This window comes from Brakhagea baltica (assembly GCF_052161605.1).
Taxonomy (GTDB): domain Bacteria; phylum Planctomycetota; class Planctomycetia; order Pirellulales; family Pirellulaceae; genus JBKCUI01.
This window is the reverse complement of record NZ_CP197409.1, coordinates 4081128-4101392: the sequence shown is the minus strand read 5'-3', so window position 1 is coordinate 4101392 and position 20265 is coordinate 4081128. Positions and strand designations below refer to the sequence as shown.

Here is a 20265-nt window from a genome sequence, read left to right as displayed (position 1 = left end):
GAACGGGCAATTGGAAAAGAAGCGGCCAATCTATGATTCCCACACGGTGAAGCCGTATTCAATCTGATTTTTGCTCAGACTTGAGCAACCGTTTTGTCGTTCGCCATTGCTCACTTTTTCAAGTTTACGCGTCATTAACTTTCTAAATTTTCTAGATGAGGTTATGTCCCATGAGTAAATCTAGATTCCTACATCGATGCTTGATGGATACTCTCTTCTTTTGCATCCTGACAGTGTTGACGTTAGTCTTCGCAAAATCGACACTTGGTCAGTTTGTCTCTGATAAATCAACCAGTTCATACCTGCACTTATTACCTCGCGAAACTTGTTTGCTGATATCAGTTTCCGATGTCCAAAAGCTGAAAGAATTCTGCTTCTATACAGCCATCTCTAAAGCCGTACTTGTTGCTGATCCCTCCGGCGAACAGACTCAAAGAACGCTAGGGAGACTGGCGAAGATTTTCACGAAACTCGATCAAACCGTCTTCCGTTTAGATGAGGTTTTAGATTCGTTCCAAGGTCGACTTGTTTTTGCGTTGCTACAGGTCGAGGATCGTTTGGCGGGACTTATCATGGTTGATGCGAAAGACAATGAGATCGTTTGGGAACACCTTGCCAAGGCATACGCTGATGAGGTTGTTGCTAACGGTGGGAAACAAGAATCCTTGCAATACAGATCGATATCGATCACTCAAGCCGTTGGATCTTCTCCATCAGAAGAGATTGGTTGGTTCGTGTATGGCGAGACTGTTGTCATTTCCACGGATCTTCTAACTCTACAAGGAGTCGCAGAGGGTATTCAAAAAGGTGTTGGGATATCAGCTTCGCTACCTCAAGACGAATTGTGGCAGCTTGCAAGCCAAGGTATGCGATCCGGCCAGGAGTCGTATGCCGATATCTATTTCCGACCAGATATATTGCTTGACCGGTTACCTCAATCCTCGACAGACCTGTTTCTTTCAGATCGAAACCTCCGAGAGTTTTTACGGAGACACGTAAAAGCTATTCGACTCCAAGCCATAACGACCTCACCGGATCGTGATTTAGAGTTCGCCATAAAGATAGTTTCAAATGATACGTATGTCCAAAATAGGTTTCTTGGTTCGAATGGAAGAGAAGCTATGAGTCAAATGGAAAGATTAGCCAAGCAAGCCCCAGGGAAATCAACCGCGTTTACCAGTTTACATTGCCATGTCGGAGAATTTCTAGATTCAAAAGTTGATATGCTTCACTCCACCGATGCCGACGATCGGACCCCAAAGCACATTCGGCGGATGCCCACAGCATACAATCGGAGATTAGACGCTTTAGAGAATCATTTTTGTATTTTCGAAACCGAGCAAGATGGCTTCGAAGGCTACTTTCCAATACGCGTACTCGATCGCCTTGAATATCAATTGGATGAAGTGCTTCTTCCCAAGGCAGAATTGATGCCTGATTCGGCACTATTGGCATTTCAAAAGAGTCTTAACATAGAAATGCCTCCTGAAAACGAAGTTCGGCATGGTGTTAATGGCAAGTACTATGTCTTGAATCGCTTTCCTTGGGCGAATGGCGGGGGACTAGGAGTTATACGAGACCAGGCATACTTTTCTTCTCGAGCGGACGACCTAGCAGTGGAACACAAGAATGCTAGACGCATGCCTCTCGTAGAATCGGATTATTACAATCGGGTACGGAATAGCATGTCAAAGACGTTACGCGATGAAGACAACGTGGTGGCAATCCGCATTGTCGATCTAGGCTTATTTTTTAAGAAGCAAGCGGAAGCAGGAGATAAGACAAGACCAGTCGTAATTGGCGCAGTGACAGGAATCAAGGATTGGCAATCCATTTATCAAGCACTATCTGACTCCTTGGGTCCCCTGGGCTGTTTAGTGCGTCGTACCAATGATGGGTTCCATCTCGGGCTGTTTACGATGAAACGAGAATAGGTGATAAAGAAGGTGCCTGCCGTGGAGAGGTTTCCCGAGAGGGGAAGCTCTCCACGGTTTTTTTTTAACATATTCTCGGCAGCAATGCATGATTCGATTCATCGAGTGGGACCTGCCGACCTAGCGAACGAATGACCGCTACCGGTACGGACGCTCTACACTTTACCTCACCTATCTGTTCCGTTCGCTGGGCTATAGGCACCTTGCGAAGTACCTGCACAGCTCTCGCAGCCTCGGACTCCGCGACGGCCACTAGCATCGTTCCCTCGTTGGCAATCATCAGAGGATCGAGCCCCAGCAACTCGCTCATCCCACGCACCGAATCCGTCAACGGAATCCTCGATTGATCAATCACCAGACTATGCCCAGAGTCACGGGCCCACTCGTGAAGCACTCCCGCGACCCCGCCCCGCGTTGCGTCCCGCATGGCTCGAATCGCGATCCCCGCCGCGAGCAAGGCTTCGACAGCCGGCCAAAGTAAACCGCAGTCGCTTTGGATTTCCCCATCGATTCCGAATCCTTCTCGAGCTGCCAAAATGGCTAAACCGTGCTGAGCAATCGGACCGGTGACCAGAATTCTATCACCCGGCTGAAGCTTTTCTCCTCCCCCAAGTCGCTCTCCCCGCAGTACCCCTATACCAGAGGTGTTGATAAAAAAGCCATCAGCACAACCTCTCGGGACGACCTTGGTATCGCCGGTAACAACTTTGACCCCGGCCTCGAATGCCGATTTCGCTAGGCTCGTTACAATTCGCTCCAGCTGCGCGAGCGACAACCCCTCTTCAATGATCAAGGAGACACTCATCCATTTTGGCTCCGCTCCCATCATGCTCAGATCGTTACAAGTACCGAAGATGGCAAGCGTACCGATATCCCCTCCTGGAAAGACTAAGGGAGATACGACGTACGAATCGGTGGTAAACGCCAGAGACTTACCGCCGGCATCCAGGTAAGCCGCGTCGGTGCGATAATCTGTTAAGGCATCACCCGAGAAACCTGTGAGCCAAGGTAAGATTCGCTTCTCTAGTAGTTCCCGCGTTGCTCTCCCTCCCTCACCATGGGCCAATGTGACAACCTCACCATTGCTTTCTACCGGAACAGGGCACTGACCTATCAAAGACTCGTTCATGATGTGGCGGGATTCCTCTCTAGCCGATACCGATAGTAGGCGCTGCATGCACCCTCACTCGAAACCATGGGAGCTCCCATGGGACCCTCGGGCGTGCATCCTATTCCGAAATGGGGACAGTCACTGGGTCGAATGCGCCCTGTCATAACACTACCACTCATGCACTGCGGTTGATCTTGTAAGTCGATATTAGTTGGAGCCAAAATGGGTAACGAGAATTTTTTCTTCGCACAGAATCGCTGGTATTCCGGTTTTAAATCGAAGCCGCCACCTCGAATCATACCTAGCCCTCGCCATGGGCTATCGACCACTTCATAAACATCTTGAATGCATCGCATGGCTGCGGTATTACCGTCGGGCTGCACACTCCTCTCATAAGTATTGATGACCTCGGGCTGCTTTCGCTCGAGCATTTCAATACAGGCCAGTAACCCTCGGAGGAGATCCACAGGCTCGAAACCAGTTATGGCAACTGGCTTTTGATATCGTTTTGCGAACTCATGATACGTTTCGAATCCTGTAATAGTGCAGACGTGTCCTGCACCTAGAAAACCGTCTACGCCACAATCGTCTTGTCCCACAATCAACTCCATCGCAGGCAGAACCCTCACGTGTGAAACCAACAAACTAAAGTTTGTTAGGCTAAGACTAGCCGCTTGCTGAACCGCCAGAGCGGTCGCGGGAACCGTAGTTTCAAATCCAACGGCGAAGAACACCACCTCTTTCTGCGGGTTCTCCTTAGCGATCCTCAATACATCTAGCGGAGAATAAACAATCCGAACCTCGGCACCTGCACTTTTTGCTTGTAACAAACTCTCTCCTGTGCCGGGAACTCGCAGCATATCTCCAAAGCTAGCCACAATCACATCTGGTTGCTTAGATAACGCCACCACACCATCGATCGAGCTCTCTGGCGTTACACATACGGGGCATCCCGGTCCATGCAATAGTTGCACGATGTCCCTTAACGCTTCATCGATACCATGCTTAAGGAGCGAGTGAGTTTGCCCGCCACAAACCTCCATCAAACACCATCGTTTGGTCGCGGCCTGGCGAATTTGATCCAAAAGTCGCAAGGACAATTCGTTATCACGATACTCGTCTACATGTTTCACGAGGCGGCCTCCGACCAATCATCGATTGCGTCCCATTTTTCGAGTTCCGATAATGTACGCTCTGCTTGTGCGGAATCGATGAGGCTGATAGCAACCCCAGCATGCACGATTACATAATCCCCTTCTTTCGCCTCAGGCACAAACGAGAGATTACAACGTCGGGTAATTCCCATAAACATCACATCCGCTTCGCAGAATGGTGCTTCTCGTTGGTGCCAACGGATCACCTGTCCTGGTATCGCTAAACACATAACTGCCCCCTTTTCTGCAGTAGCCCCATCAAAAGCTGGCCCGCCGCTAAACCACCGTCGTTGAAAGGTATCTTGCTAGGTAGAAACCATTCTATACCTCGAGAGTCGCAAATTTCTCCAACCATTTCCACTAGAACTTTATTCTGAAATACTCCCCCAGACAGCAACAACGGTTGCACTGCAACGCAATCTACCAACGAAACTAACGCGTGTGCTAGCGTGCGATGAAATTGGAACGATATGCTCGACGGCGAAGCGTGTCTCCGTATATCATCGACGATATCTTTAATCATTGGACGCCAATCCCATTGGTATTGCATAGATTGGTTTGACATATCGGGCGGTATCAAGGGCATCGGGTAGTTTTTCCCCGCTCCTTCATCGGAGGCGATTTGCTTTTTGGTATCACCATCGCAAAGCGATTCCCAGAGCATAGCCCAATGCCCTTCATAACCGACTCGATTAGATTTTCTTTTCGCTGAACCACCGAAGACTAAAGCGGCCACTCCATCAAATAAACGACCGACGCTAGTTGTTGTTGGTGAATGGACGCGTTGACGGATCATCTTATGGATCATCCCGCGATCGATCCCGAGAGATTCGATCGGTACGGTATCACCATAGGTTTGCCAAAGAAGTGACTCTGCGATTCTGTCTGGTTCGTAAATAGCAGCTTCCCCACCAGGCAAAACGAATGGTACGAGCGAAGCAACCCTATCCCAATGAGAAACCTGACCGCGAAAGGCTTCACCACCCCATACGGTTTGGTCAGTACCGTAACCAGAACCATCCCAAGCAATACCGAGAAACGGGCGATCAATCCAGCCCGCTTCCCATGCACCACTTGCTAGATGAGCATGGTGATGCTGCACGGCCAGTGCCTTGATTCCTTTGGATTTCGCATATTCGGTTGCCCACTGTGTAGTAAAGTAGTCCGGATGCAGATCGTGAACGATAAGATCTGGAGTGCAGCCGTACAAATCTAGCAGATCCTTCACATGCTCCATGAACCTCTCTCGCGACTTGACACCTCCCATATCACCAATATGAGGTCCGAGTACGCACTGATACCCATTGGTAAAGGCGATCGCGACTTTCTGATGCCCACCTACTGCGAGAATGCTACCGACACCCTCGAATCCATCCATAGCGAGACACAATGGCGCCATACCTCGACCTAGTCGAATGGCTCTTGGTTGCCCCGCCAACACTCGGACCACGCTATCATCAGCCTGTCGTAAGATTTCACGATTATGGGTCAAGATTTGGTCGGGACGAACCAAATGACTTTCGGCCATCTCACGGTCGCTGATCACAATGGGATCTCCCTCTACGTTCGCACTGGTAACAACCAGCGGACCTGCCGAGGTTACTAGCCAGTGGTGCAGAGGTGTTGTGGGAAGCATCAACCCGATACTCTTTAGCCCACGCGTTATGGACTCATACGCTAGAGGTCGCAATCCGTCGAGTGCGTCGAGCTCTTTGCCAAACTCTGTATCGATCGTCGGCGGCATGTCCACCAAAACAATGGGCCCCGCCATCGAAACCAATTCGCTTTCCTCCGCCGATGTCAAGCGAGCTAATTGACGCGCCTGATCGATTCCTGCAACCATAACCACAAAGGGTTTCTCCAGACGATCCTTTCTTGCTCGCAGATCCTCAACGGCTTGCTGATTCGTTGCATCAGCGATGAGCTGATATCCACCGACACCTTTGATTGCGACAATGTTACCATCTCTTAACAGCTTGATCGCTTGCTCCAAGCGTTGAAACTGGGGACCGCAGTTCGCGCAGGCAATTCCCTGGGAATGATAGCGACGGTCGCACGGGTCAACATACTCGGCCCGACAAGCCTCGCACATTTCGTAGGGCTGGTAGGCTGTTCTAATGCGTTCAAAGGGCATTCGTCGAATGATAGTATAGCGAGGGCCACATTCACTACATGCATTGAGCATATAAGAGAAGCGACGATTTTCATGGCTCAATACCTCGCCCTGACACGCTGCACAGCATACACGATCGACAGGGATCTGAGTCCCGAGGGAAAGCGCTTCGTGAGAATCAAGTAAACGCAATTCTTGAGTCTGAACAAGCTCTGCCGACTGACTAACAAATTGTTGCACCCGGCCTGGTATGGGACACTCTTGCATGCACTGATTGGCAAAGGTCTCCAGATCAGACTCTTCACCTTCCAAATAGAGCTCTACTCCTTGAGAGGAATTAGCGATTGTGCCTGTTAAGTTCAGAGAAGATGCAAGCCGCGCCAAAGCAGGCCGAAAGCCTATCCCTTGGACCGATCCTTTGATTAAAAAACGCTTGGCAATGCGAAGGTTTGAGGGGATCTCAATGGGATGCATTGTCGGCTAATGTCTCGAGATAGTTCTTTCGACGCGTCTCCAAAAACCTGCACCACTCGGCGATTCCTTCGCCAGACAGAGAGCTCACCGATACAACCTCCATGTCAGGTTGGATGGAATGGGCATCCTCTATAGCTGACTCGATCGAAAACGGTACATATGGCAGCAAATCCAGCTTAGAAATGACAAGCGACTGAGACGAACGAAACATCTTTGGATACTTGCCAGGTTTGTCGTCTCCCTCTGTGACGCTGAGTACGACAACGCGAAGATGTTCGCCCAAATCATGGGATGCAGGGCACACAAGATTGCCAACATTTTCAATGAAAAGGAAATCCACTTGCGGATCACCTAACGCTTCGAGCCCTCGCTTGACTAACGATAGTTGAAGATGGCATGCACCACCTGTCGTTAGCTGAGCAGCCGGCATCCAAGGGGCGAGTCGTTCGGCGTCGCGATCAGTTTCTAAATCCCCCACCAAAACAGCAGCCGAGTAGGTACCGGCCCAGTACTTTGCGGTTTCGACCAAGAGCGAGGTTTTCCCCGCGCCGGGTGAAGACACAATATTGACAACGAAAGTACCACGGCTGGCCATTCGCTGCCGCTCCGCTAACGCATCCTGCCTGGCTTCGAGCTGTACATCTCGTCTTACTGTCACACGTCGATGTACAATTGTGTTCGTATCTATCACTGACAAGTTTCCTTTGATTGCAGATCCAAATGCATGAGTCGTATCGCATCCCCGTCGATCATTTTAAGCTGTTTGCAGCCACAAACAGAACACTCAAAATGGAAATCTAAGACGGGAAATTCTACTCGGCAGCCTTCGCATTTTACCACTAAGCTGACCTCGTTTAAGATTAGTTCAACATCGGAACGATGATCATTCTGGATGATCACCTCCAGTGCATCAGCCAGCATATTGGTCTCGACACCAGAAAACGCTCCGACTTCAATCTTGATTCGCTTCGTTTCATAGCCTGGATTAGACTTTTCGACGTTTCGAATTTGCTCCCAGATTGTGGTGGCTATAGATGTTTCGTGCATGAATATTAAACCCTATCTCTAATCGTTTGCTCAATGAATTCGACTACGTTGACTAAATCCTGATCTGACAAACTAAAGCTGTCGCCAGGGCAAAAGTTTTTGCCAACGACACCCCAAACTTTTACATCTTTGGGAAGTAAACCCAAAGTTGAAGACAGTTCGAGGGTCATACTCAGCGAAAAGTCGTGGGAAGTAGAAAGGGGTACCGAGGCGATCTCCTCGGTCGGCCAATTCCAGTTGTGCAACGTGCCGGCGGGATCACTGGCTTCGCACGCATCAATAACATATAAATGCTCGACACCCTCTAGATGGTTTAGTAAATCCAAAGGAACCAAACCGGACTTCGCTTGCCAACCTCGCGGCAAACGACTTTGTAGCTTTTCAATTACCTTCCAGCCAGCTTGATCATCACCATTTGGACTGCCGATTCCGTACACTAGTCCGACGGGGACCTGATTTTTATTGCAGCTCTCCATAATCAACTCCGATCCACGTGTAGTTTGAGAAAGTGCGTTGAGCAGCTAATGCATGGATCATAGCTTCGTACTAGACGCTCACACTGGATAGCAATCGAGTTATCATCTTGATCGATAATCTCACTCAGCAGTCCCCTCAAATCGGACTCTATCTGCGATTGATTCTGGGACGTTGGAGGCACAATCTTCGCAAATAAGATCTTGCCGCTCTCATCCACTTCGTAACGGTGATAGATCGTTCCTCGAGGAGCTTCGGTTGCAGAACATCCCGATAGTCTTTTTGCCGTACCGAGCGATTTGATTTCACCTGAGTAATCGTTTTTGGGGATTATGCGAGACTCAGCAAGGGGTTTATAGATGCGGATTCGTTCTAACCCTTCTTCAAAAGCATGTACGACCTCAATAGCCCGAGCGACAATCCCCATGTAAGGATTGATGCAGTTCTTTGGAAACGATAACGATTCAGCGAGCCCCTTGGCGATCGGTGATAGCTGCTCTCGGTTGAGATTGATTCGGGCGAGAGGCCCCACGAAGTAGGAGTGGCCTGACGGTATTAGTTTGGAGTGCAAAGCAGTAGAGTGGGGAACTTGTTCCTCACGAAAGTTTGCTTCATACTCGTCGACGTTGCATGCTAGTCCCGCAGAAGAAACGATTTTCCCATCGAGGATGGCATACTCGTCCGGTCGTGACAAGGCAACATATTCGTAGGGTTGTGTAAAAGTCGGAAAGGTAAAGCCCGCAACCCATTTTGCAGTGTCGATGGCCGCTTGCAGTCCCCATTCCATGTCAGGGATCAACTCTCGCAGTTCTTCACGTTTGGGCAATCTATAAAAGCCACCTACTGCAAGGTTCACGGGATGAATGGCTCTTCCCCCCAGCACTTCTAGAAGTCGATTACCTATTTTCTTCATTCGCAACGTGCGTTTCACCTCGTCCGGAAATAGCTTGGCCAATTCCAAACCACTATCTAGCTCAAAGAAATCGGGGGCTTGTAACATAGTCACGTGGAGTACGTGGCTTTCAATCCACTCTCCACAATACATTAGCCGCCGCAACGAGCGTATTTCCGGTCGCACTTCGATGCCGTACCGTTGTTCGAGCGCCTGAACCGCCGTCATTTGGTAGGCAATCGGGCAGATACCACAAATACGGGCGGTGATGTCCGGAGCCTCCTCGCATGGTCGCCCTTTCAACATTGCTTCGAACAACCTAGGAGGTTCAAAGATGGCTAATTGAACCGTTTCGATCTGGCGATCCCGAATCTTGACGTAAAGGGAACCTTCTCCCTCCACCCTTGTAAGAATGGGAACGTGAATATTGCGAGGCTTTACAGAATCGTTCGCAGAATCGTTCATTGTGAAGCCTCACTTTCTACGTTCGGGGTACTGCTTGCACTCAACCGGTTAGCTTCTTCATAGAAGGGAACGGTATTGGCATTAAAGCTTCTTAGGTAGGACACTACGGTCTGATCAACTTGTTGATCTTTCGCATGATTGCCGAGGCTTACTAGGTTTGGTTGCACACTCGGACCAAAGCAGCCATAGCAACCGCGATCGTACGCTGGACAGATGGCACCGCATCCTGATTGCGTCACCGGCCCCAAACATGCTAAGTTTTGAGCCACAACCACACACACCGTTCCACGACGTTTGCATGACGGACAAACGCTCTCGGTCGATGTTCGGGGAGCACGTCCTGCAATCAAAGACAAAAGCACTTCTAACAGTTGCTGTTTGTCCACCGGGCAGCCTCTTAACTCGAAATCGACATGCACGTGATCGGAAATCGGAGTGGAGGTTTTCAAGGTCTCGATGTAGTCGGGCCTTGCGTAGACCGCTTTCATAAAGTCGTCGTGATTGGCGAAGTTTCTTAGGGCTTGGATTCCACCCGAGGTAGCACATGCGCCGATGGTTACCAAAACACGCGATACTTCACGCAGTTTTATAATTCGCTCTTTGTCCTCAGGCGTCGTTATCGATCCCTCCACCAAAGTCAAATCGTAAGGACCTGGCATCAGGCAGCTTGAAGCTTCTGCAAAATGCGAGATTTGAACCAATTCGCCAATAGCCAATAGCTCATCTTCCATATCCAAGATGGTCAACTGACAACCATCGCATGAAGCGAACTTCATTACTGCGAGGGTCGGCTTGTGGGTGTTTTCCGGCATGATGACTTCTTGCATGATTAAAGATCCCTGCATCGAAATAGATGACGAATCGCATCAAAGCGAAACACAGGACCATCGCGACAAACGAATGTCTCTCCCCACTGGCAGTGACCACATAGTCCAGCTGCACACTGCATATTTCGTTCCATAGACAGCCAGATTGATTGGTCGCCTATGGATCGATCTAAACAATTCATCGCACAATAGTGCATCATGATTTCGGGACCACAGATCAGAACTTCGGTATTGCTCGGATCTTCGATGTTTAAACGGTCAAGCAATGTTGTGACGACACCGACGGATCCCTGCCACTCGTCGTCGGCACGATCGACGGTTATTTGAATATCGATGCCACTCCGTTTCCATTCTGCAATCTCGTCACCAAAAAGTAGTTGATCTGGCGAACGAGAACCATGAAGAAGCGTAACCGATCCATACTGCGAACGATTGGCTATCAACTCATAAATCATCGGTCGCAAGGGAGCTAGTCCCAGCCCGCCCGAGAGGAGGATAACATCACCCGCCCGGCACGCTTCAACAGGCCACCCCACCCCAAAAGGTCCGCGAACACCGATTGGATCGCCGACTTTAAGGTTGGCGATCGCATTAGTCACTCGCCCCACAAAGCGAATCGTGTGCAGCATGTCGCTGCCATCTGTCCCACCGGAGAAACTGATGGCAGATTCACCACACCCCGGAACATAAAGCATGTTGAATTGACCTGGCAAGAATCGGTAGCTCTCTGCAAGGTTTTCATTTTGAAATCGAATCCGATAAGTCGCTACATCGTCGGTTTCGCGACGAATCTCGTCGATTACCGCAACGTGCGAGCTCCAAAAATTACCCACTTGGCGTGATGTCGAGGGAACAGTACTCATGCTGTCACCTCACCCTCGATCAATTGCGCCACCTCAGCCGTCAGATCGATTCCAACAGGACACCAAGTAATACAGCGTCCACAGCCTACACATCCCGAAGTACCGAATTGATCAATCCAGTACGCAAGCTTGTGTGTCATCCACTGTCGATAACGGGATCGAATATCGTTGCGAACAGAACCTCCTCCAGCATGCGAGAAAGCGAGATTAAAACAAGAGTCCCATTGCCGCTCTCTCACGATCCGATCTTGCGTCAAATCGGTAACCTCTTCAACCGAATGGCAAAAACAAGTGGGACATACCAATGTGCAATTGGTGCAGCCCAGGCAACGAGACGCGATGTCATCCCAGCGGGGACTCTCGATCCGCTCGAGCAATTTCTCCTTGAGATTCTCCGTATCGATTCGCCGTGTGATTTGGTGCAAGGGCTTCTGCCTCGCAACTTCGGCTTCACGGATTTGCTCGTCGGTGGCGTTTTCGCTAGGTAAACCATTCAAAATCTGGCTACCAAGGTCCGATCCCACCTCGACTAAAAACCCACCATCAATCTCTGTCAGCGCGATATCGAATCCATTCGTGCACCGAGGTCCTGTCCCCATCGAAGTGCAAAAGCAGGTATCTGCTGCGGAGGTGCAATTTAACGCGACGATCAGGTTATCACGTCGGCGAGCTTCATAAGTCGGATCTGTATAAGACTGCGAGAGAAAAATTCGGTCCTGAATAGCAATGGCAGCCAACTCACACGCTCTAACACCGAGGAAAGCAAACTTAGTCGGCTGTTGAGGTATGTCTTGCATAACCCATCCATCCGGAGTCTGCTTGGTTTCCATCAAAGGAACTCGCGGTGGAAACAAAAACTTTTTCCAAGAGTGCGGACCCACCGCATACTCGAAATAACGCTGCTCATTCGTCTGGTTTAATCGGTACGATCCAGGAGCTTGCTGATCGGTCACCCCCATCGGTAGATCGTCCAAACGTTCAATCTCTTCGTATACGATCGCACCTTGATCGACCTTTGGACCGATGACCGTATAGCCATCATGACGGAGCTGATCGATAAATTTGCCCAAGGTCTCATGAGGCCAGTACTGTTTGGAAACGAAAGTATCTGTGTGTGATGGTGGGATCGTAGTCACGCTTGCTATCTCCGTATCGCGGGAACAGAGAATAGGTCGAGCAGTTGAAGCCGCGTTGCGACCAAACGCTTTGCCAGGACAGCAGCCGTTAACCTCATGAATCGGAATCCGAATTCCTTATCCGCTTGCATACGATCATGAATGTCTTGACTCTTCCATCGCAGTAAGGTCGTTGGTTGCAAGCAACGCGCAGAGCAGGTCATCGTGGCATCACCTGTGATTGCTGACCAAGCGACCAAATCCCCACGCCCTAAGCTTAGAATGCGACTCTCGCCTCGCCCTGGTATGGTCATAAACAATTCAACCTGTCCCTTCACGACGATGTAAGTGGATTCGTTTCGCTCCCCCTCTTTGAAAAGCAATTCCCCGCTTTCGCAGGATAAGATCGCACCGTTAGACAGGAAGTCCCCCAGGTACTGATCTCCTAGAAAGGATTCGAGCATCGTGCCGTGAACCTGATCGGCTAGTTCCTTCACGCCTTGCCCCTCTTCACATGCGTATAGGAGGTCAAGGTCCGCAGATAGTTGGCCCGTAATAAATCGTCTGGATTGGAGCATCGATTCCAACTCATACTCCCTCGCAATTGATGTAGCGAACTGTATTCGTTATTGATCAGCCAACTCTCCATGTCTTGAAGCACTTTTTGTACGTAAGTCGCACCGTTTTTGAGCAGTGCAGAAGCCATCATTGTTACGTCGGCACCTACCAAAAGTGCTTTTATGGCATCTTCTGCCGAATGAATGCCACCGGTTGCTGCCAATGAAACAGAGATTTGATCGCATAGTATGGCGAGCCAACGTAAAGTTAAACGCAACTCGCTCGGTTCGCTTAACTCCAACGTTGGCTGAAAGGAATACGTTTCAAAATCGATATCCGGGGCGAGGAATCGATTAAACAGTACCAATGCATCGGCACCAGAATCGACTAAGGCTTCCGCGAACGATGGGATCGACGTGAAGTAAGGGCCGATTTTCACTGCAATCGGAAGACTGATCCGTGACCTTAAATCCTCCACCAGCTTGCAGTAGTCGGTTTCGAGGTCCATAGAATTGATCTCACGCTCGCAGGGGATCGAATAGATATTGAGTTCGATCGCATCCGCCCCAGCATCCTCGATCGTCTGCGCATATCGCACCCAACCCCCACGACTGGAGCCGTTCAAGCTCGCGATGACCGGGATGGAGAGGGAACGTTTCGCTGTGCGGATAAGTTCGAGATAACGCGTCGGTCCCGTGTTATACGAATCCATCTCAGGAAAGTAACCCGACGACTCCAGATGTGAGTCGCTCTGATAATCGTAGAGATTAGCGAGCTCGATTTCGATGTGCTCCACTTGCTCTTCAAACAACGAGGGAAGCACGACCGCCGACGCTCCCGCCGATTGGAGTTCCTGAAGCGAATCGAGATTGCCCGTCAGGGGTGAAGACGATGCAACAATCGGATTGGCTAGCTTCAAGCCTAAATATTTAACTTCGAGATTGGGTTTCATTCGTGCGCGTATTCTCTCTCAATAGAGGCCATTTGTGAGTACCAATGCCACGTATCGTCGATATCCTGTTGAGCCAGATTGATAAGTCGATTCGATTGCTCAGGATTGGACTGGGCTAACATCGCGAATCGAGCCTCTTTTTGTGCGATCTCACGGAAGGGAATGCTCGGTTCATGACTATCCAACATAAAGGGATGCGAACCAGAATGGGCTAATCTCGGATCGTATCGGAACAACGGCCACAATCCTGATTTGACAATATCCTTTTGATGGGACATGGATTTGGTCATATCGATACCGTGAGCAATACACGTGCTATAAGCAAGTATTAACGATGGCCCATCAAACGATTCTGCTTCGTGAAACGCTCGGACCGCTTGCGCAGGGTTGGCGCCGATCGCAATTTGTGCCACATACACTGTGCCATAAGAAACCGCGATCATGGCGAGGTCCTTTTTGTGCACATTCCTCCCCTGCGACGCAAATTTTGCCGTAGCAGCTCGAGGTGTCGCCTTGGAGGCTTGCCCGCCAGTGTTCGAATAAACACCGGTATCTAAGACCAAAATGTTGACGTTAGCGCCAGTCGCTAAAACATGATCGAGTCCTCCAAAACCGATATCGTATGCCCAACCATCACCCCCGACGATCCACATGCTCTTCTTCACCAAGCAATCCGCGAGTTGAGCAATCTCGATCGCATCGGAACAAGTCGAATTTTGCAAAGCGCACTTCAGCTTTGAAACCCGTTCTCGTTGGTGAGCGATCTCCGCCTCCGAGGATTGCGAAGCAGTAAGTATTTGGTCGACCAAGTCGGTATTAAGCCTATCGCGATTTTGGTTGAGAAGTTCTCGAACACGACTCTGATTGGCATCCATCGCCAATCGAATTCCCAGCCCAAACTCCGCATTGTCTTCAAAAAGAGAGTTGGCCCACGCGGGACCACGACCGTCCGCGTTCTTCGTCCAAGGAGTCGTAGGTAAATTACCACCAAAGATAGAGGAGCATCCGGTCGCATTCGCTACAACCGATCGATCACCAAAAAGCTGACTCATCAGCTTGAGATAGGGTGTTTCTCCACAACCAGCACATGCACCGGAGAACTCAAACAGAGGTAGCAACTGCTGAGAGCCTTTTACCGTTTCGGACTTTACCTCGGTTCGTTCTGCTTCAGGCAAATCCAAGAAGAATTGGAAATTGTCCCTTTCCGTATCGAGATGATCTCCCTTTGGCTCCATATTGATGGCTTTCCGCTTCGTAATCTGTTTATTACGGGCCGGACAAACATCAACGCATACTCCGCAACCGGTACAATCCTCCGGTGCGACTTGGATCGTACTAATTTGCACCGAGCCGGAGCTCGTTTTCTTCTCGCGGAATCGGAACGTCGATGGAGCAGAATCCAATGCTCCCGAGTCGTAGAGTTTGTAACGAATCGCAGCGTGCGGGCAAACGAGTGAACATAGACCACACTCGGTGCATATGTCGCTATCCCAGATGGGAATCTTTGCTGCGATGTTTCTTTTCTCGAGTTTTGATGTGCCGGTCGGAAAGGTCCCATCGATTGGCAAGGCGCTGACAGGTAGCAAATCGCCATGACCTTGCATGATCAGTTTCGCAATCCGATTGACCGGTTCTGTCGACTCTTCTTCCTCCCGTGATATTGGCTCTGTTGAGTCGTTGAGTGGAGGAATGGTAACTGGGAACAACGCTTCCAGCGACGCATCGATCGCAGCGAGATTTCGCTCTACAATCGCCTCACCTCGCTTGGAGTAGGTCTTGCGAACCGCGTTCTTGATATGCTCTATAGCTTGTTCTCGCTGGAATATCTCCGCTAAAGCAAAGAAGCAGGTCTGCATAATCGAATTGATGCGCCCAGCCAGACCCGACTGAGTTGCAAGCCGATTGGCATCAATGACGAAAAGTCGAAGCTCCTTTTCCCGGATCGCTTGCTGCACATTGATAGGCAGTTGTTCCCATACAGAATCAGCCGGATAGGGACTATTGAGCAAGAAGGTGGCTCCGAAAGCTGCCACATCCATAACTTGCATACGAAAAAGCAAATCGAATTGATGGCATGCTACGAAGCCGGCTTGCCGTATGAGATAGGTCGAGTCGATTGGCTCAGGACTAAATCGCAAATGCGATATCGTGGTCGAACCCGACTTCTTAGAGTCATAGACAAAGTAACCTTGCGCATGCAACGAGGTCTCTTCTCCGATAATTTTTACGGAGTTTTTGTTAGCTCCTACCGTGCCGTCACTCCCCAAGCCAAAGAACACGGCCCTTTTCACATGAGAGGACTCGTCGTGATGGGATTCATCCCATGGCAAACTCAAATGAGTTACATCATCGCGAATACCCACTGTGAACTCACGTTTTGGATGCTGACTCCATCCATTCTCAAAGACGGCTCGCGCCATAGCGGGTGTGAACTCCTTAGAAGCCAATCCGTAGCGCCCCCCCAATACCGTCGGGGCCGGCGTTGAATGGATCTCCTTCCAGCTTCTTGCCAGGGACGCATATACATCGAGAAGGAGTGGTTCACCCACCGCTCCCGGTTCCTTAGTCCGATCCAGTACAATAAGTTGCTGAACAGACTCGGGCAGTGCCTTGATGAATCGCACAGAATCGAAGGGGCGATAGAGGCGAACCTTGAGCAAACCTACACTCTTACCATCGGCGTTAAGTTGCCTCACCATTTCTCGTGCTGCCCCGCAGCCTGATCCCATCATGACGATCACTTGTTCTGCATTGGATGCCCCTTCGTATTCGAAAGGTTGGTAAGACCGGCCAGTGAGTTGAGCCAGTTGTTCGAATTGGGCTTCAACGATTGCAGGTAACGCATCATAGAACGAGTTAACAGCTTCTCTAGATTGGAAGAAGACATCGGGGTTCTGTGCGGAACCTCGGAGCACGGGACGATTCGGATCGAGCGACCGGGCGCGGTGCTCCGACAGAGCCTCACGATCGATCATGCTCTGAATATCATCTTCGCTCAAGAGGGAGATTTTGTTGATCTCGTGACTGGTGCGAAAACCATCGAAGAAATGCAGGAAAGGAATGCGAGCCTTGAGTGATGCTGCATGGGCAACGCAGGCCATGTCATGAGCTTCTTGGACCGAAGCAGAGGCCAGCATGGCAAAGCCAGTATTGCGGACCGTCATCACGTCGCTATGATCGCCGAAAATGGAAAGCGCATGAGTCGCGACCGCTCGCGCCGCCACATGGATAACGGTGGGAGTGAGTTCGCCAGCGATCTTGAACATATTCGGGATCATAAGCAACAATCCCTGGGAGGCGGTAAAGGTGGTCCCGAGTGCTCCGCCCTGGAGTGCACCATGCAAAGCGCCCGCCGCTCCTCCCTCGCTTTGCATTTCCACGACGTGAGGCACATCGCCAAAGCAATTCTTCACACCGCGCGATGACCACTCGTCCGCCCACTCCCCCATGGGTGTCGCGGGAGTAATTGGGTAGATTGCGATCACTTCACTCAAGGCGTAAGCCACTCGGGCTACCGCTTCATTTCCATCGATTGTCGCTGTTCGCGCCTTCACGGTTCGATCCTTACAGGGCATGCCGAAGAGGTTGTAAAACGCAAGCTCTTGTTACGGATTACATCAGAATCGCAACTACTGTTCCCGAGACCCGAGAAATCAGAAGATTTGTGTCGAGAGAGAGTAACTGCGACACAATTAAGCGATATTAGAAATCACACCATGCAAAAGCTGAGACGAACAACAGGAGCTGTGTGCTTAAACTGCACACCACCCCTGTATTGGTGTGACGTAAGAGATCGCGAAATAGTTATTTCTACCGCTACTTTTGGAATGCTTGCCGGAAAAGGTCTAATTGCACTTGCAGCGATGCTGCATCAGCTTCGATTTTTTGTTGCTCCTCTTTCATCGAGGCAGCGGTATCCTTGTGGGCAGCTACCGTCGCTGAGGTCGATTCCTTCTTTGCTTTCTCCTCTGCAAGCTGTTTTTGCATCTCGGCAATTTGGGTTTCCAGTTGGCTAAGTCTTTTGGCGAGCTCTTCTGACTCCTTCATTTTGGATGCGAGATCGGTTTCGACCGGTGCAAGCCGCGCATTCAGACTCTCCATCGATTCTCGATAGGCTTCTTGAGTGGCAGTTAACTCGGCTAGTCGATTCTCGAATGCAGAAAGATCCGACTGCACAGATTGGACTTTCTCCTGAACCACCGCGAGATTCGCTTGAACTTGTTCTAGCTCCGCCTTAGTTGCGTTAGCTTTATCGACGGCCGCCGTTAAGGCCACCATGGTGGGCTCGATCTGCCTTTCCTTTTCAGCAAGTTGTTCGGTCCATTGTTTTAAGTTCGCAGCTAATTCCGAGAGCTTGATCTTCTTGGGATCGAGTTCCAGACTCAACGTTGCCAACTCTTCTTCTTGTTTGGCAGCAGATTGCTCCAAAGGTTGTAGCTCTGACGCAAAAATGCCCATCGCCACTCTTTGGATTTCGCACTGGGTTCGTACTTCCAGAGTCTTAGATTGGATAGCTTCCTCCGCTTCACCCTCCGCTTTTCCCTTTGCGATCAACATCTCAAGCTGAGTTTCGAACTCCTTCAAATTCCGAGCGGCCAAGTCGCGCGCGCCACGCTTCGCTTTTACAGAAGCGAGAGTTGAGGCAAGTTCGGTTTTCTTCGACTCTCCCTTTGCATCGAGTTGTTCTACGATGGGCTTCAATTCGTTTTGTTCTGAAGTAGAGGCTTGGATATCTGATTGGAGTTGTGCCACCTCAGCCTGCAAACTTTGTAACTGCTGCTGCAATGCTGCTTGCTGGGACGTCTCCGATTGATATCGCTGCATCAGAGTTTGCACCAATTGCGACAAGTTATCTTGTTCCGCTGAAAGCTTGGAAAGAATCTCCTCTAAGGGTGCGGGGTTTGCTCGCAAGGCTTTCTCGTTGGTAGGATCGGCCCGTTGCCATAATCGGACGTTGCCCGCCCAATCTCCCGCGATCACCTGCTTGCTGTCGACCGATATGGCAACCTGGTGACCAGCCTCGACCAAGGCCGGCATTTCGGCGACGAGATTCCCGCCTGCGTCCCAGACTTTGACTTTGTTATCGCGTCCCGTTGATGCGATGGTGCCGTCGTTGCATGTTGCTACCGCCAATGCTCCGCCTGGGTGAGCATCCCAGGATTTGATAACGTTTCCATTATTCATATCCCACATCTTGAGAGTACCATCTGTGGAACTGCTAATTAATGCAGCGGAATCCGGACGCCAAGTGATCGATCGAATCTCACCCTTGTGGGCTTGGAGATCCATATATAGTCGGCCAGTGTGAGTTTCCCAAACGACGAGCCCGGAGCTACGGTCTCCTGTCGCAAGCAATAATCCATCCGGACTAAACCGAGCTGTATAAATCCAATCTGTATGTTTCTTTTGTTCGAACTTCAATTCGCCGGTTAGCGTGTCATAAACGCGAACCATTTTTTGTGGTCCAGCTATGGCGATCAAGGTGTTGTCATCGCTAATGTCAGCCCCGAGAACAACATCCAGCTCATCCCCCACCTTAGCGATTCGATTGCCGGTTTCGATTTCATACAATGCAGCCAAACCACTGTGACTATGACGACCACCTCCGAGTAAAATCAAACGCCCATCTCGGGAGAACGTAATGGAATAGACCTCTCCCTCGGGGAAAGGAATAATGCCCAGCAGTTCACCGGTCTCAGTGTGGTAGAGTGACACTTGCATCTGGCCGGCGACCGCTACGAGAGGGGACCAAGGACTCGCGGCAATCGCGGAGGTGGTGGCTGCCCGCTCGGTTGCAAACGGGGTTTGCTTTAGTATCGTCTTGGGCATAGGAGGGGCTCCCTCGGGTCTGCCAACTACAACGGCTAACGCCATCGAGTTCGCCTTGGGCTTTTTGATTTCCGAGCCACTATTCTCGGGCATGCCTTGCTCGATCCACTGTTTGATCAAGTCCACCTTGACCTGCGGAATCATATCTTGATTAGGTGGCATGTACGGCTGCTCCAAGTGGGCCGTCAATGCGTACAGCCGAGACGAATCGAGATCTCCCTCGTAAACGACCTCTCCAGAACTCCCTCCCTCCATCGTCGACTGATACGTATCGAGAGCCAGGCCGCTCTTCTTTTCATTCACGTTGTGACATGAAGTGCAGTGCTCGCGAAAGATCGGCTTGATATGGTCATCAAACGTCACTTTAGTGGGCTCATCAGCATTGGCCGCAAAGGGCATCCCGAGGAGACATAGAATCGATAGTCTTTTAGTAAACATGTGATTCAATTCCAAGCAG

At 50.3% G+C, this 20265-nt stretch carries 16 protein-coding genes; 1 reads left to right on the top strand and 15 read right to left on the bottom strand.

The features are described 5' to 3' along the window. Positions 1-170 precede the first annotated feature (170 nt). Positions 171-1934 (top strand): hypothetical protein, encoded by a 1764-nt coding sequence (locus tag SH449x_RS15715; RefSeq protein ID WP_482377022.1) that lies wholly within the window; start codon positions 171-173, stop codon positions 1932-1934. Between the two features lie 64 nt (positions 1935-1998). Here SH449x_RS15715 and hypE read toward each other — a convergent pair whose 3' ends face one another. From hypE to SH449x_RS15640, 15 genes are all read right to left on the bottom strand, one after another. After that, positions 1999-3063: a hydrogenase expression/formation protein HypE gene (gene hypE / locus SH449x_RS15710; protein ID WP_482377021.1), complete on the bottom strand. Its 1065-nt coding sequence runs from the start codon at positions 3061-3063 to the stop codon at positions 1999-2001. After that, positions 3060-4178: a hydrogenase formation protein HypD gene (gene hypD / locus SH449x_RS15705; protein ID WP_482377020.1), complete on the bottom strand. Its 1119-nt coding sequence runs from the start codon at positions 4176-4178 to the stop codon at positions 3060-3062. Before hypD ends, hypE begins: the two co-directional genes overlap by 4 nt. Beyond that, positions 4175-4429: a HypC/HybG/HupF family hydrogenase formation chaperone gene (locus SH449x_RS15700; protein WP_482377019.1), complete on the bottom strand. Its 255-nt coding sequence runs from the start codon at positions 4427-4429 to the stop codon at positions 4175-4177. Before SH449x_RS15700 ends, hypD begins: the two co-directional genes overlap by 4 nt. Then, positions 4420-6786, bottom strand: a complete 2367-nt coding sequence (gene hypF, locus SH449x_RS15695) for a carbamoyltransferase HypF (RefSeq protein ID WP_482377018.1) — start codon at positions 6784-6786, stop codon at positions 4420-4422. Before hypF ends, SH449x_RS15700 begins: the two co-directional genes overlap by 10 nt. After that, positions 6773-7477 carry a hydrogenase nickel incorporation protein HypB gene (hypB, locus tag SH449x_RS15690; protein ID WP_482377017.1) on the bottom strand — a complete coding sequence of 235 codons (705 nt, stop codon included), beginning with the start codon at positions 7475-7477 and terminating at the stop codon, positions 6773-6775. The genes hypF and hypB overlap by 14 nt, the downstream gene beginning before the upstream one ends. Then, on the bottom strand, positions 7474-7833 hold the full coding sequence (locus SH449x_RS15685; protein ID WP_482377016.1) for a hydrogenase maturation nickel metallochaperone HypA/HybF: 360 nt from the start codon (positions 7831-7833) through the stop codon (positions 7474-7476). The genes hypB and SH449x_RS15685 overlap by 4 nt, the downstream gene beginning before the upstream one ends. A 5-nt stretch (positions 7834-7838) precedes the next feature. Further along, positions 7839-8309: a hydrogenase maturation protease gene (locus SH449x_RS15680; protein ID WP_482377015.1), complete on the bottom strand. Its 471-nt coding sequence runs from the start codon at positions 8307-8309 to the stop codon at positions 7839-7841. 2 nt (positions 8310-8311) lie between these two features. Continuing rightward, complete coding sequence (locus SH449x_RS15675; RefSeq protein ID WP_482377014.1) at positions 8312-9664, bottom strand: Ni/Fe hydrogenase subunit alpha; 1353 nt, start codon at positions 9662-9664, stop codon at positions 8312-8314. Beyond that, entirely contained in the window at positions 9661-10491 is an 831-nt protein-coding gene (locus SH449x_RS15670) for an NADH-quinone oxidoreductase subunit B family protein (RefSeq protein WP_482377013.1), read from the bottom strand. Before SH449x_RS15670 ends, SH449x_RS15675 begins: the two co-directional genes overlap by 4 nt. 2 nt (positions 10492-10493) lie before the next feature. Then, positions 10494-11354: an FAD/NAD(P)-binding protein gene (locus SH449x_RS15665; protein ID WP_482377012.1), complete on the bottom strand. Its 861-nt coding sequence runs from the start codon at positions 11352-11354 to the stop codon at positions 10494-10496. Continuing rightward, the gene (locus SH449x_RS15660; RefSeq protein ID WP_482377011.1) at positions 11351-12490 is read right to left on the bottom strand and encodes a 4Fe-4S dicluster domain-containing protein; all 1140 of its coding nucleotides are present in this window, start codon (positions 12488-12490) and stop codon (positions 11351-11353) included. The genes SH449x_RS15665 and SH449x_RS15660 overlap by 4 nt, the downstream gene beginning before the upstream one ends. A 5-nt stretch (positions 12491-12495) precedes the next feature. Next, a complete protein-coding gene (locus tag SH449x_RS15655; protein WP_482377010.1) occupies positions 12496-12966 on the bottom strand; it encodes a Crp/Fnr family transcriptional regulator in 471 nt (156 codons plus the stop codon). Then, complete coding sequence (locus SH449x_RS15650) at positions 12963-13979, bottom strand: dihydroorotate dehydrogenase-like protein (RefSeq protein WP_482377009.1); 1017 nt, start codon at positions 13977-13979, stop codon at positions 12963-12965. Before SH449x_RS15650 ends, SH449x_RS15655 begins: the two co-directional genes overlap by 4 nt. Further along, positions 13976-17533 carry a pyruvate:ferredoxin (flavodoxin) oxidoreductase gene (gene nifJ, locus SH449x_RS15645; RefSeq protein ID WP_482377008.1) on the bottom strand — a complete coding sequence of 1186 codons (3558 nt, stop codon included), beginning with the start codon at positions 17531-17533 and terminating at the stop codon, positions 13976-13978. Before nifJ ends, SH449x_RS15650 begins: the two co-directional genes overlap by 4 nt. 262 nt (positions 17534-17795) lie before the next feature. Then, the gene (locus SH449x_RS15640; RefSeq protein ID WP_482377007.1) at positions 17796-20246 is read right to left on the bottom strand and encodes a c-type cytochrome domain-containing protein; all 2451 of its coding nucleotides are present in this window, start codon (positions 20244-20246) and stop codon (positions 17796-17798) included. Positions 20247-20265: the final 19 nt, after the last annotated feature.

Excerpts from the sequence above, each read along its gene's own strand:
- hypE (WP_482377021.1), bottom strand. The coding sequence starts at position 3,063 with ATGAACGAGTCTTTGATAGGTCAGTGCCCTGTTCCGGTAGAAAGCAAT.
- SH449x_RS15715 (WP_482377022.1), top strand. The coding sequence starts at position 171 with ATGAGTAAATCTAGATTCCTACATCGATGCTTGATGGATACTCTCTTC.
- hypF (WP_482377018.1), bottom strand. The coding sequence starts at position 6,786 with ATGCATCCCATTGAGATCCCCTCAAACCTTCGCATTGCCAAGCGTTTT.
- SH449x_RS15680 (WP_482377015.1), bottom strand. The coding sequence starts at position 8,309 with ATGGAGAGCTGCAATAAAAATCAGGTCCCCGTCGGACTAGTGTACGGA.
- SH449x_RS15640 (WP_482377007.1), bottom strand. The coding sequence starts at position 20,246 with ATGTTTACTAAAAGACTATCGATTCTATGTCTCCTCGGGATGCCCTTT.
- SH449x_RS15700 (WP_482377019.1), bottom strand. The coding sequence starts at position 4,429 with ATGTGTTTAGCGATACCAGGACAGGTGATCCGTTGGCACCAACGAGAA.
- SH449x_RS15650 (WP_482377009.1), bottom strand. The coding sequence starts at position 13,979 with ATGAAACCCAATCTCGAAGTTAAATATTTAGGCTTGAAGCTAGCCAAT.
- SH449x_RS15665 (WP_482377012.1), bottom strand. The coding sequence starts at position 11,354 with ATGAGTACTGTTCCCTCGACATCACGCCAAGTGGGTAATTTTTGGAGC.
- SH449x_RS15670 (WP_482377013.1), bottom strand. The coding sequence starts at position 10,491 with ATGCAAGAAGTCATCATGCCGGAAAACACCCACAAGCCGACCCTCGCA.
- SH449x_RS15675 (WP_482377014.1), bottom strand. The coding sequence starts at position 9,664 with ATGAACGATTCTGCGAACGATTCTGTAAAGCCTCGCAATATTCACGTT.
- SH449x_RS15685 (WP_482377016.1), bottom strand. The coding sequence starts at position 7,833 with ATGCACGAAACATCTATAGCCACCACAATCTGGGAGCAAATTCGAAAC.